The sequence below is a fragment of the Paenibacillus cellulosilyticus genome, assembly GCF_003182255.1.
In the GTDB taxonomy this organism is placed as follows: Bacteria; Bacillota; Bacilli; order Paenibacillales; family Paenibacillaceae; genus Paenibacillus_T; species Paenibacillus_T cellulosilyticus.
Genome location: NZ_QGTQ01000012.1, coordinates 47899 through 60610, shown reverse-complemented (window position 1 = coordinate 60610; position 12712 = coordinate 47899). Strand labels below are relative to the sequence as shown.

Genomic DNA, 12712 nt, shown 5'->3' with positions numbered 1-12712 from the left:
CACTCCATCTCTCATTATCCTTTAATCGAACCTACCAATGCTCCCTTGGCAAAATGCTTCTGCAAGAACGGATAAACAATCAGAATCGGCAGCGTCGATACGACGATTACCGCCATCTTCACCGCTTGATCCGGCGGCGGAACCGTACTATCCAAGCTTGAGTCAGATTCGAATCCGCTCGCGAGCACGACGATCTGACGCAGCAGCACTTGAATCGGCCATTTGTCACTGTCGGTTAGGTAAAAGATAGCGTTCGAGTAGGTATTCCAATAGGTGACGGCATAGAACAGTGAGATCGTTGCCAATGCTGGCATCGACAGCGGCAATACGATTCGGAACAACGTTCCGAAGTCGCTGCAGCCATCAATTCGAGCGGACTCTTCCAGCCCGTCCGGGATGTTCTGGAAGAAGCTGCGCAGAATGATCATATTAAACGCACTGATCGCTGCTGGCAGAATCAACGAAGCGTAGCTGTTGATGAGCCCGAGATTTTTGACAACGATAAAGGTTGGAATGAGCCCCCCGTGGAACAGCATCGTAATAACGACGAACAAGTTAAGGAAAAGACGTCCGTCCAAGTCGCGGCGCGCAAGCCCGTAAGCCATGAGTGATGTGAGCAGCATACTGAACAGCGTACCGAACAAGGTCACGCCAACCGATACGGCCATCGCACGCATAATCGTATTCGTTGAGAAAATGAACGTGTACGCATCGAAGCTCCACTGCGTTGGAATAAGCACGAATTTCTTCGCCGCAAGCTCCGCATTTGTTGTAAATGAACCTGCCACGATATGGATGAATGGCAGTATTGTGATGAGAGCGATCAGGGTGAGCAGCAAATAGTTGGCCGCGGAGAACATCCGATTGCCCAGCTTCCGATCTTCCACCATGATGGCCCACCTCCTTCAATATATAGTAACGATCAATAGATGCCTTCCTCGCCCATACGCTTCGCCATACGATTCGCGAATAAGACGAGTACGAGTCCGATGACGGACTTGAACAGACCGATAGCTGCGCTATAGCTGAATTGACCTTGCCGCAGACCCGCTGTATACACATACGTATCAATGATCTCTGCCACATCACGGTTCATGGAGTTGAGCAGCAGATAGACATGTTCAAAGCCAAGTTCCAGCACATCGCCGATCTTGAGGATAAGCAGCACGACGATAACGCTGCGGATCGATGGAAGTGTGACATGCCACATTTGGCGGAGCCGTCCGGCACCGTCCATGCGTGCCGCCTCGTACAGCTGCGGATCGATCGATGCGATTGCTGCCAAGTAAATAATCGTTCCCCATCCGGCTTCACGCCATATCACCTGAATGATGTACACAGGACGGAACCAGTCTGGACTAAGCAGGAAGTTGATTTTGTCAAAGCCGAAATATTCAAGCAAGGAGTTCATAATACCGCCATCCATCGTCAGCATGACGAAGCTGATCGACACGATAATAACCCAAGACATGAAGTGAGGCAGATACACGAGCGTCTGGAACGTCCGCTTAAAGATCGATAGTCGCACCTCATTAAGCATGAGAGATAAGATAATCGGTATCGGGAAGAAGAAGATTAGATTCATGGCGAACAAGGTCAACGTATTGAGCAAAATGTTCAAAAAATCAGGCTCGCTGAACAGTCTGCGGAAGTGCTCAAGGCCAACCCATTCACTGCCCGTTATCCCTTTGCCGGGATAAGGCTTATAGTCCTCGAAGGCGATGATAAGGCCGAACATCGGGAAGTATTTGAAGATAAGAAAATACAAGAAACCAGGCGCGATCATGATGTACAGCCACTTGTTCCGCCATACGCGCTTGGCTAGCGCATGTTCGCGGCGAGGCATCGGCTTCATCTCTGGCATCTCAACCACTTGTTCCATGCTGATCCCCCTCTGACGTTGATTCGTGAAGCGATCGGGGGCTGCCCGTGGTCGAACAGCCCACCAAACCTTTGCATTCACTTAACAGTTGCTAATAGCGAATATAAATGATTACTTATTCGATGCGTTATACTCGTCGATCATCGCTTGACCGCCGCGGCTCTTCCAATCATCGATTGCTTTCTGGAAGCCGGCTTGGTCGATTTGACCATACATATATTTGTAGGTCGCATCCGTCATGATCTCTTGCAGTTGGGCGCCTTTCTCAGCGAACGTTGCAGAGTCAAGCGCTGCCGTTGGGTCAGCAATTGCGATTTTCTCGTTGGCTGGGATCAGCTCCGAATCCGCATGGATGCGGGCTGGCAGCGTATTGAGAGGCTCGTACATGCCGTTTGTTTCCGGCTCGCCGATTACGCTGTCCTTGAAGCCTTTAACCTCACGTTCAACCTTCTCTTTGTCGTCAGACACTTTCGCTTTGCCGTCTTCAACCGTGTAGTGAGTACCTTCAATGCCCCAATACATCACGTTTGCAACTTCCGGCGTCATCATTTTGTCAAAGAACGCGAGGATCTTCTTCAGCTCAGCCTCGTCTTTGACCGCCGATTTCGGGAACAGTACAACGTTGTTGTAGCCAGGAATCGACCAGGTCGATTGTTGACCTTCAGGTCCTTTGATCAGTGCCGCTGTATCAACGACTGCCGTAGGCACGTTCTTGATCAAGTCTTTGTTGAGCGAATCAACGTCTTGCATGCTGCCGATGTATACGCCAGCTTTGCCGCTTGTGAACAGCTTGGTTTGGTCCGTCTTACTCGTTGCGAGGAAATCTTGGTTCATCAGCTTATCGTCGCGAATTTTCTTCATGTAATCCATCGATTCAAGGTATTGCGGGAACATGAAGTCTGGCTGCAGTTGGCCATCCTTCTCACCCCAGTTGTTTGGCGTGCCGAACCAGGAAGCAACCGTTTTGAATGCGCCGTAGATCAAGTCGTTGCGATCAGCCAGACCGATCGTATCGTTCTTGCCGTTCTTGTCTGGGTCGCCTTCCGTAAACGCCTTCATCATGTTATACAAATCTTCCGTCGTTTCTGGTGCTTTCAGACCAAGTGCATCTGCCCAGTCTTTGCGATAAATGATACCTTGGCGAGCGAGCGGACGTCCGATGTACAACGAGTACAGCTTGCCGTCTACCTTCGTATTATTAAGAATTTCTGGCTTCAGCTTGTTCAGGTTCGGGAATTCGCTGAGCAGCGGTCCGATCTCCCAGAACTGACCGTCCTTAATCGCTTCCTTCATCGACATGAACGTCGCTTGGTTTTTCAAATACGTAACTTGTGGCAGCGAGCCCGTTGCGAACGTAGCCGTGAGCTTCTCCTCATACGTATCCGCAGGGAAGAATTGATACGTCAGCTTCGTGTTCGTCAGCTTCTCAACTTCATTCTTAATGACATCCGGTGGTGTCTCGGCAATGTTCAGCGGCAGCATGATCGTAATCGGGAATGGCTCTTCCGCTTTAGGCGTGTCTGTTTGCTCAGCTTGCGTCGTTTCCGTCTTCGTCGTACCTTGCGTCTCTTCACTTTGTTTGTCATCCGATTTGCTCGAGCATGCCGTCATGAATACACTGAGTAGCAGCATCCCGCTCATGAGGATGGACAATGATTTTCTTTTCATTGCGCTTAGACCTCCGTTTTTGTTTGTGGTTGGTTGCAAGGTCTACGATATAAGAAGCTTGTCGTTACCGAAACAATCATTAGCTCATAAAGCCTATAACGGCGCGGATTGTGAGTTAATGAGCATTGGTGTAATTGATTAAATTAACGGCAAGAAACCCCGTCGTGCCACAGCACAACGGGGTTTCTTCTCACCATTATTGCATCCCTTCGTATTGCTCTCGCAGCTCGTCGATGACCTTCGTCCCGCCGCTGCGTTTCCATTTCTCAACCTCACTTCTGAATCCGTCTAGGTCAATCTGACCGAGCATATAGTTATACGTCGCCTCCGTTATGATCGTATTGAGTTCTTGCCCATGCTCATCGTTGGTCTTCGAATGGAGACTGACCGACGGATCCTTCACGAGAAATTTCTCGTTATCGGCAACCAATCGATCCGCCATCTCGGTCAACGGCTCCTTCTGCGCTGCCTTCATCACATTCGGATTGCTAAGGTCAGCGATCATGAGCGTATACAGTGCATTAACCTCACTAATCCTCAGCTCACTTGTCGATTCAGGCAAATACGCCATACCGCTTCGCTCTTCGTAATGCCGGCCTTCCAAACCGTACAGCATCATATTGGCAACATCCTTCTCCATCGAACGATCGAAGAACGCCAGCACTTCACGCAGCTCATCCTCAGTCTTGACCGCCTTCTTGGAGAACAAGTACAATCCGTTATAGTTCGGTATCGACCATATCCGATAACCTTGCGGGCCTTCAATTCGATTCACAAGCGTGAAGGTCGCATTCGGATTAACGGCTACCGCTTCCGTCGATAATCGCTGTGCATCCGACATGCTGCCGATATAGACGCCCGCTTTACCCGTGATTAACAGGTTGCGCTGAATATCTTTACTCGTCACAGCAAAATCGGAGTTGATCAGCTTCTCATCGTACAATTTGCGAACAAAATCCATCGTGTCCACGTATGCCTGCGTTTCGAAATCCGGTACGAACTGCCCATCCTTCAGATCCCAATTGTTCGGCGTTCCGAAATAGGAGCCAAGCGTCTTAAATGCACCGTATACCAAGTCGTTCCGATCGGCAAGGCCAATCGTATCCTGCACTCCATTACCATCTGGGTCATTGTAAGTGAACTGGCGTATAACCTCATACAGCTCATCGATCGTCGTTGGTGGTTTCAAATGAAGGTGTTCCAGCCAATCCTGGCGAATAATGATACCCTGACGAGATGATGGACGCTCCGTATAGAGACCATAGATGTGGCCATCAACCGATGCCTGCTTCATAATGTTATGGTCCAGATGGCGCAGGTTCTCGAATTCGTCCAAATAAGGACTGATGTCCCAGAACACACCGGACCGCATCGTATCCGCCATGAAGATATAATCGGTGTATTTCACGAAGGTCGCTTTCTTAAGCGAGCTCGTCGTAAGCGCTGCGGTCATTTTGTCCGAATAGACGCCGTCCGGCACCCAAGTGATCTCAACGTTGGTATTCGTTTGTTGTTCAATGCGATCGATAATATCATGGCTTGGCGGACTTGGAAAATGGAGCGGTGCCATGATCGATATCGTCGGACGATCTTCGGCTGCAGAGGCTGTCTTGGCGCTGCCTTGACCGATTCCACACCCCGTCGAAGCTAACAAGAGACTAGCGGAGCAGACGGTTAGTATCGCGGTTTGTCGCACTTGGTTCCAACGAATCCATCCGATTCGTCCTAATTCCCCCTTGTTGAAAAAGACAAATGCTGGCATAATTTTATTAATATGAAACTTAATTGGATAATGTTTAGACTTCTCAGATGACCAAATTTCAGACAAGGTGCTGATGAACTTGAAATCGCTTACTTTTCTAAGCAAGCTAACGATATACGGTTTTCTGTTAAGTACGTTACCGGTTTTATTCATTGGCATCTTCTCCTACTTCACTTCATCGAATGAAATCCAGTCTCATGTGAATCAAGGCAAGCAGCAGCTCATTCGTCAAATCAACTCCAATGTAGAGCAAAAGCTAATGACTGTCAACCAGACACTAAATCAGGTTATTCATTCCACGGTGTTTCAGAAGGCGATGAAGCAGAAGCTGACCGAAAACGATTTTGCGCTCTACAACGACCTTCAGAATGAGATTCGGTACATGCAGTCGTTCGACACGAAGGTCGAGGACGTCATACTGATGAACGAGCGATACAACTGGATGGTGAAAAACTCTGGCTTGTACCCATTCGAGCAGTATGCTCATTACGCTGAGCTGTCTGGACTTATCCATAGCAGCGACAATACCGATTGGATTCTAACGCCTACGACGTGGTTCTACAGCGAAGAGAATACAAATATGGCGTCCTGTGAGTACAGCATTAGTCTGATCAAAAAATGGCCTTCGGCCGGCCTGGAGCATTACGGCGCTGCGATTGCGAACATTCCCGTGTGTGACCTTCAACAATTGGTGCAGCTCGATGGCGAGTCAAACGCATCGGACAGCATTATCATCATTGACAGCAAAGGGCTTCTGCTGCTGCACCCCGACGCAAAACTGATTGGTCACCTTGCTGCTGATGCCGGCTTGGCCGATTTCGGGGATTGGAATACCGCAGATGGACAGCTGCGCATGAAGCTGAACGGCAGTAATTTTGCCATTACGTATCATCGTTCAGATTTGAACAATTGGACCTATCTATCCGCAACCTCGATTTCCAGTTTGACCAGCGAATCGAAAAAAATCGGTATGTATACGGCAACGGTCTGCTTCCTCATGCTCATTATTTCAATCGTCGTTGCCTGGCTTAGCTCACGCCGCATGTACTCGCCGATTGAACGGCTGTTGACGCAGCTTCGGCTTCGTTCGAATGTGGTGTCGTCTGGCCGCCGTGCGAATGAATTCCAAGTCATTGGCGAACAAATGCAGCATCTGTTCCAATCGAACGAGCGACTGCAGGATGAAGCGAATCGGCATCTCAAGCAGGTGAAGCTGTTTGATCTGATGCGTGCCTATCAAGGGGCAATAAAGCAGAGCGATGTGGCGGAGCGTCTCATTCGATTCGGCTATGGGCTGCAGCTATCCTATTGGAAAACGATGGTCGTCATGAATGTTCAAATCGACTCGATCGACGGGACGCGTTACAAGAAGAGCGATATGGAGCTGCTTCAATTTGCCGTTCACAATATGCTGCAAGAGCTCATCCCTGTGGATGACCGACTTGATCCGGTATTTATCGATGGGACGATCGTTACCCTTATTGGCAGTGAGACCGAGCAGTTGAAACTGTTCAAAGACAATCTGAACGACCTTGCCGTACGCGTGCAGGAGCATATTGCGACGGTTCTGAGCTTGAACATTAGCATCGGGCATAGTCTCCCCTTCCACTCGGTCTCGACGATCGCTGTCGCTTATCGCGAAGGTCTAGAGGCGCTGAAGCATCGGATTCATCTCGGCGAAGGCATTATTGTGCCCTATGAGAGCTTCAGCTCGGGCAAGCATTATCTGAACCTGACGTATCCAACGCATTTGGAGAACGAGCTTATTGATGCCATTAAGCTAACGGAGCCGGACAAGGCGAAGCCGCTGTTGAATCAGTTAATGCGTGCGATCTTCACAATTGAGCTGCCGCCGCAGGAATATCAGATCCCAATGAGCCGGCTGCTGAACAATCTGCTGATCGTCATGCAGGAGTCGGGCATTAGCCTCAAGTCGATTCATCAAGGCAATGACTCGTTATTCGAGGAAATGCTGGATCTGCACATCGTAGCAGAAATTGAGGATTGGTTCTGGACGACCGTCATCAAGCCGATCATCGGCATTCTGAATGACCGTCAGAATACGCAGTATCATAACCTGTCGGAGAAAATGATCGAGCTCGTACGCCGCTACTACGACACCGACCTGACGCTCGAGCAATGTGCAGCTACGCTGCACTACAATGCGAACTACTTGAGCGGGGTATTCCGTAAGGAGACGAACTACTCGTTCAGCGAGTATTTGGCGATGTACCGGTTGAATATGGCGAAGAAATGGCTTGCCGAGACGAGCATGCCGATTAAGGATATCGCAGCGAAGCTGCAGTATAACAATCCGCAGAACTTTATCCGGTCGTTCCGCAAAGCGGAAGGCATTACGCCGGGGCAGTATAGGGAGAAGCATGTAGCTGTATAGGCTGGGATATCGTTCCCAGACGACTTTGTGATTCACCCCCTGCCCCCTCAAGGGGGAAGTGACATCCATCCAAGTCCTCAATTGCCCACCCAAACCCTCCCTCTCAAGGGAGGGCCCCAAAGGGCAAAGCGTATGCTTCCGATGTGGTTTCCTAACGGAAACCTTTACCTCTGGACTCCCGAAAGCGATTCCTGGCTCGTCGTGCTAGGAGTCGCTTTTGTCCCTTTGGGACACGCTTTGCGGTTGGTGATGTTTAGTGAGGATTGGTGGTATGAGGTACGATTCGTATGTAGGCGTATGGCCCGCTTCTAGCTCGCTTTCGTCCCTTAGGGACACGCTATACGTTGGATGGGAATACAAACATAGTGATTGTGATTGATATTTGAGGTTCCTTGAGATTTACTGCGAATGTTGTGACAATTAAATCACAGTTGGCATGGAATCATCTGCCCCGCTTCTACCCCACTTAAGTGAAAAACAAGACTTCCAGGAGGTATTTGTGGAAACCGTTAAGATTGAGGGTTATAACGAGAATTGGCCGTTGATGTTTCAAGAGGAAAAAAGACAGGTTGAGGAGATTATGACTGATAAGGCGATTGCCATTGAGCATATTGGGAGTACGGCGGTTCCGGGGCTTTCGGCAAAGACAGTTATTGATTTCATGGTCGGGGTTAAAGATTTAGCAGAGGTTGAGGCTTTCATCGAGCCGCTGGCTCGGATTGGATACGAGCATGTTGTTCATAAGGAGTTTCCGAATCGGAGGTTCTTCAGGAAGGGGCAATGGCGGGCCGGGACGCATCATTTGCATGTTTACGTATATGGCAGCGAGGAATGGGACCATCAACTTGCGTTTAGGGACTACTTGAGAGATCATTCTGAGGCGATGATGCAATATGATCAGCTCAAGAGAGAACTTGCTGACAAGTACCCTCACGACAGAGCCGCGTATACGAATGCTAAACATCCTTTTATAACCGAGATTCTAGCAAGGGTTAAGCTTTAGCTGCCAAATAAACTTAGGAGGGAGTCATGTTACACTTACCATCTCGCTAGATGGGATAAGAATAACACTGCTCCTTCCTTTGAATTAACGGATATGTCCACCTTCGAACACCATCCGGAATGTCCTGTAGCTATACATGATATTTCTCGACTGGTGCATTAAGGACCCATTCCAAAATCTCGATTTTGCCATTGACGGCCTCTAATTCGATTGCGTTCTCTTCACTATGTAAATTCCGTTGAAGCTGCTGTAATTGAACAATCATTCGTTTAATCTGGTCTTCCGATCTCAATATTTTCTCCCTCCATCTTGTTCAAAATAATCCAAATGTTCATTAGTGTTTTTTTCTTGACGGCTGACGCAAATTTAACGTCCATCAGCCATGCATCTTCATCGGTATCGTATTTCCGTACGCCTACCAGTTCATCTATAGACATCTCATACAATTCAGAGATCTTAATTAATATTTCTAAGCTCGGCATTCTTTCGCCGCGTTCGTAGTTGCTCATCGATGAAGTGCCGATGTTCAGTTGTTTGCATACTTCAACTGCGGAGAGTCCCTTGTTTAGTCTAACTTGCTTTAATCGTTGCCCTATTTTCTCTGCAAATGAAAGATGATTATTACCCATAACCAATAACGCTATCCTCCAACACGATCCGAGTCGTATATTGTATTCGTATTAATCATATCACTTTATGTCCATTATCGTCGAGAAGTCGTCGTTTGGCATTCACTATTCACTCATTTTAAACCGTAAAAAGCGACATTCTTAAGCTGAATTGCTCAAATCCTGTCGCTGGTTCGTTTATACCATATTATTTTAACTCAAAATGCGATTTTTAGGTGCAGAAATGCTTGCTTCAATAGGCTGTGCATTCATGAACTTATGGATGCCGAAATCCGTTATGGATGAGCTAAGGATGGCGTTGCGAAGCGGATGAAGGTTAGGAGTGAAGCGAACATCGATGTTGAGTTGGAGCAGCAAGTCTAATGGATTTGTAATGGCATCCTTCTGAATCGGGGTAATGATTTCTTCTGAGATGTAGTAACCTGCGCACTCGTCAAATAGTTTAAACGATTCTGAAGGCAGCTCGTAGCGGTACAAGGTAGCATTCTTAATGCGCTCACACCAACCTGTTTCGATGGTCATGACGATATCCGAGGTTGTGGTGCTGAAAAAGCGATCAATATCTTTTTCGCACATGTCATTTGATCGCGTATAGATGATTCTCGGGCAGTCTCTCGGGACGAAGAACGTAAACTGGTGCTCCTCATCAATCGCCCAAACAACAGGTGGCATATCCTGCCGATTGCTCTTCACTCTCGGGTAGAAGATTTCGATATCGCTCTCATTACTAAAATGAAACAGCTTCATTCATGACCTCCGCACATTTATAATGGTTGGGTAAGTCCTTCCTAATCGTGGAATTGCATTCTAGCATATCCCACCTCATACTAGCAATAAGAACGTTTGCAAGCAGAATACATAACATCGGAGGTCAGCATGGTTAGAGGATGTTGGCGCCACTCGCAACTCTACAACAGATCATTGAACATCCGGATGTTATTTGATTTTTCAAGGGATGAAAGCCTTCCCGTTCAATTCCACAGTTGTAGCTATCTCAACGTACGATGAGTACATAAATAGCGATTGTCAGTTTATCCTGCTTGTCATTGATCCTTCGTATGTTGCGATGTACTGCAAGGATTCTAACAAGCTCATGGACTTGCACAATAATGCGATCAACCAGGGGTACGAGAAAGTCCGGTAGATTACAGACGAGAATGACTTCCGAACCAAGCTGTCCGTTTGGTAAAATGGATCGCGTGCGCTTTAGAGGCGGATTAACGCCTCTATTGAGACAACCCTATGCATCACGCCCCCATTAGGGGCGGTTTATCGCCTCTATCGTGACAGTCCAGCGCGCCACACTCCCTTAGGAGAGAATAATCACCTCTATTGCGATAGCCTCGTACACCGCGCCACAGTAGAGGCAGTATATCGTCTCTTTCGCACAATAAAAAGACGTGCCCATCCATAGGCACGTCTTACCTTAATTAATATTGCTTCGTCATGAACAGCGTGATTTCCTCGCGATTGTGGAACAACTGCTTCGCACGATGCACAATGAACACGGACTCCAGCTTCGCGATAACATCACGAATCGTTTGCAGCGGCTTGCGGTGCATAAGCTTGATCGTGATGATGGCCGTTGCACCATAAGTTAGCGACTCGTGGAGATCAAGCACAAGCTTCACCATCTGCATCGGACTCCAGCTCATATCGCAGACGAGCAGGTCGAACGTGTTTGGTTTGAACTTAACTTCCGAGGCATTGCGCTTCAGATAGGTTAACTTCGGATGATTGCGCAGCGACGGATGCATGGCTCCAGGATCGATTGCGGTCACCGAAACGCCTCTCTCGAGCAATAGCGATGTCCAACCGCCAGGTGCTGCACCAATATCAAGTGCTTCCCGATACTGAGTATAATCCAGTCCAAAAGCACGCTCAGCCTCTAATAACTTGAATTTTGCCCGCGAAATCTGCTCTTCTTCCCGCTGGAAGCGGATTGCGCCGCCCGGCCAGTCCGACATGAGCTCATCTGGTGTTCCGATTCCGTACAGCAGTTGATCCTTGACCGCGTAGATCGAGATGATTGTCTCTGGACTACGCTGGTCGATTGTGGCGCCAACATCACGCAGCACACCATCAAGCGATGTCTTTGTGTCAAAGACGGAGTAAGGATACGAGCACCCTTCAGCTCGACGAACGTGAACGGATATGCGCTTTCCACGAATCTGATCTTCCGTCCGGCTAATCTCTGCCGCCAGCCATGGAAGCACATCAGCCTCATTCGTTTCTGACAGGAGCAAAGTCCCATCGATAGGCTGAATATGACGGAGGAAAACCGGAGGCTGCGATTGCAGCTTCTGCAGCGTCTCCACGCGATCCAAAGGACTTTCAATGATAAATGTTTCCGCCGGAGCTAAAATGCGGACTGCTGCACCTTCAATCGTACGGCGCACTTCCTCCATAGCTAGCGGTGCATAACCTGTATTAGATGTTCCGATCCATGTCGTTACGGACATGGTTTGTGATTCACTACTCACACTGTGGCTCCCTTCTCCGAAGGCACCACTCGAATCCATGGGCGCCCATGCTGCCATTCGACTTCAATCGGCAGCTCATAAGCTTCACTAAGCGTGGAAGGCTGCAGCACTTCCTCTTTGGGACCTGCAGCTGCAATCCTTCCCCCGCTCACAAGCGCGACATGCGTAAATAATGGCATAATTTCTTCAATATGATGGGTTACATAAATAACGGTAATATCGCGCTTGCGCAGATTGTCCAGATCGACGAGCAGCTTCTCACGCTCATACAAATCCAGACCCGCACAAGGCTCGTCCATAATGAGCAGCTTCGGATCCTGCATCAGCGCGCGCGCCAGCATAGCCTTCTTCCGTTCACCTTGCGACAGCGTCGATAGCGGCTGCTCTGCCATATGCAGTAGTCCTACTTCATCAAGTAAGCTAAGCGCTTTCGCTTTTACTTCTTCCGGAATTTCTTGATAGAAGCGAAGAAACGCATATTCACCCGTTGCGACAACTTCCCACAGCGGATCGCGAAGTGTCAGCTTCTCTATGAGCGACTGCGAGATATAACCGATCTGCTTACGTACTTCACGCACGTCACATTGACCATAACGATTGCCAAGTACATCAACAGTCCCGCTCGAAGGAAATTCGTATCCGTTCATAAATTCAAGCAGCGTCGTTTTGCCTGATCCGTTCCGACCGAGAATGACCCATTGCTCGCCCTTTTGCACATGAAAGTTAACGCCATTCAATATCGTTCGTTCACCGCGAATGAACGTAATATCCTGCAAATGTATCATCATCGTTCCCCCTAAAATCAATTTGCGTAAGCAAATTGATTACTTCGTAAGCATAAGCTTAGCAATTTGCGTAAGCAAATTGATTACTTCGTAAGCATAAGCTTA

12 protein-coding genes are annotated in these 12712 nt (G+C 48.4%); 3 read left to right on the top strand and 9 right to left on the bottom strand.

Features of this window, described 5'->3' with window-relative positions:
* Window positions 1–14: 14 nt before the first annotated feature.
* The 4 genes from DFQ01_RS16125 to DFQ01_RS16110 all read right to left on the bottom strand — a co-directional run bounded on the left by DFQ01_RS16125 (window position 15) and on the right by DFQ01_RS16110 (window position 5465).
* Window positions 15–890 (bottom strand): carbohydrate ABC transporter permease, encoded by an 876-nt coding sequence (locus DFQ01_RS16125; RefSeq protein WP_110044923.1) that lies wholly within the window; start codon window positions 888–890, stop codon window positions 15–17.
* A gap of 32 nt (window positions 891–922) precedes the next feature.
* Entirely contained in the window at window positions 923–1882 is a 960-nt protein-coding gene (locus DFQ01_RS16120; RefSeq protein ID WP_110044922.1) for an ABC transporter permease, read from the bottom strand.
* A 111-nt stretch (window positions 1883–1993) separates the two neighbouring features.
* Window positions 1994–3550: an extracellular solute-binding protein gene (locus DFQ01_RS16115; protein WP_110044921.1), complete on the bottom strand. Its 1557-nt coding sequence runs from the start codon at window positions 3548–3550 to the stop codon at window positions 1994–1996.
* A gap of 196 nt (window positions 3551–3746) precedes the next feature.
* A complete protein-coding gene (locus tag DFQ01_RS16110; protein ID WP_245946735.1) occupies window positions 3747–5465 on the bottom strand; it encodes an extracellular solute-binding protein in 1719 nt (572 codons plus the stop codon).
* On the opposite strand from DFQ01_RS16110, the gene DFQ01_RS16105 reads away from it, so the two are divergent.
* Window positions 5392–7707 (top strand): helix-turn-helix domain-containing protein, encoded by a 2316-nt coding sequence (locus DFQ01_RS16105; RefSeq protein ID WP_110044920.1) that lies wholly within the window; start codon window positions 5392–5394, stop codon window positions 7705–7707. The genes DFQ01_RS16110 and DFQ01_RS16105 overlap by 74 nt on opposite strands.
* A 499-nt stretch (window positions 7708–8206) precedes the next feature.
* Window positions 8207–8710, top strand: a complete 504-nt coding sequence (locus DFQ01_RS16100) for a GrpB family protein (protein WP_281272014.1) — start codon at window positions 8207–8209, stop codon at window positions 8708–8710.
* Window positions 8711–8840: 130 nt separating this feature from the next.
* On the opposite strand, the gene DFQ01_RS31145 is transcribed toward DFQ01_RS16100, so the two are convergent.
* The 3 genes from DFQ01_RS31145 to DFQ01_RS16090 form a co-directional block, all read right to left on the bottom strand.
* The gene (locus DFQ01_RS31145; RefSeq protein WP_174812655.1) at window positions 8841–9002 is read right to left on the bottom strand and encodes a hypothetical protein; all 162 of its coding nucleotides are present in this window, start codon (window positions 9000–9002) and stop codon (window positions 8841–8843) included.
* Window positions 8980–9339, bottom strand: a complete 360-nt coding sequence (locus tag DFQ01_RS16095; protein WP_245946747.1) for a helix-turn-helix domain-containing protein — start codon at window positions 9337–9339, stop codon at window positions 8980–8982. Before DFQ01_RS16095 ends, DFQ01_RS31145 begins: the two co-directional genes overlap by 23 nt.
* A gap of 192 nt (window positions 9340–9531) precedes the next feature.
* Window positions 9532–10086: a DUF6886 family protein gene (locus DFQ01_RS16090; protein WP_110044917.1), complete on the bottom strand. Its 555-nt coding sequence runs from the start codon at window positions 10084–10086 to the stop codon at window positions 9532–9534.
* A gap of 193 nt (window positions 10087–10279) precedes the next feature.
* Between DFQ01_RS16090 and DFQ01_RS32200 the strand changes: the two genes are divergently transcribed.
* Window positions 10280–10483 (top strand): DUF2691 family protein, encoded by a 204-nt coding sequence (locus DFQ01_RS32200; protein ID WP_110044916.1) that lies wholly within the window; start codon window positions 10280–10282, stop codon window positions 10481–10483.
* Between the two features lie 286 nt (window positions 10484–10769).
* Here DFQ01_RS32200 and DFQ01_RS16080 read toward each other — a convergent pair whose 3' ends face one another.
* Together DFQ01_RS16080 and DFQ01_RS16075 are read right to left on the bottom strand one after the other, a co-directional pair.
* Complete coding sequence (locus tag DFQ01_RS16080) at window positions 10770–11822, bottom strand: SAM-dependent methyltransferase (RefSeq protein ID WP_245946734.1); 1053 nt, start codon at window positions 11820–11822, stop codon at window positions 10770–10772.
* A complete protein-coding gene (locus DFQ01_RS16075; RefSeq protein ID WP_110044914.1) occupies window positions 11819–12607 on the bottom strand; it encodes an ABC transporter ATP-binding protein in 789 nt (262 codons plus the stop codon). The genes DFQ01_RS16080 and DFQ01_RS16075 overlap by 4 nt, the downstream gene beginning before the upstream one ends.
* Window positions 12608–12712 lie beyond the last annotated feature (105 nt).

Excerpts from the sequence above, each read along its gene's own strand:
- DFQ01_RS16125 (WP_110044923.1), bottom strand. The coding sequence starts at position 890 with ATGGTGGAAGATCGGAAGCTGGGCAATCGGATGTTCTCCGCGGCCAAC.
- DFQ01_RS16120 (WP_110044922.1), bottom strand. The coding sequence starts at position 1,882 with ATGGAACAAGTGGTTGAGATGCCAGAGATGAAGCCGATGCCTCGCCGC.
- DFQ01_RS16115 (WP_110044921.1), bottom strand. The coding sequence starts at position 3,550 with ATGAAAAGAAAATCATTGTCCATCCTCATGAGCGGGATGCTGCTACTC.
- DFQ01_RS16110 (WP_245946735.1), bottom strand. The coding sequence starts at position 5,465 with ATGAATAAAACCGGTAACGTACTTAACAGAAAACCGTATATCGTTAGC.
- DFQ01_RS16095 (WP_245946747.1), bottom strand. The coding sequence starts at position 9,339 with ATGGGTAATAATCATCTTTCATTTGCAGAGAAAATAGGGCAACGATTA.
- DFQ01_RS16090 (WP_110044917.1), bottom strand. The coding sequence starts at position 10,086 with ATGAAGCTGTTTCATTTTAGTAATGAGAGCGATATCGAAATCTTCTAC.
- DFQ01_RS16075 (WP_110044914.1), bottom strand. The coding sequence starts at position 12,607 with ATGATACATTTGCAGGATATTACGTTCATTCGCGGTGAACGAACGATA.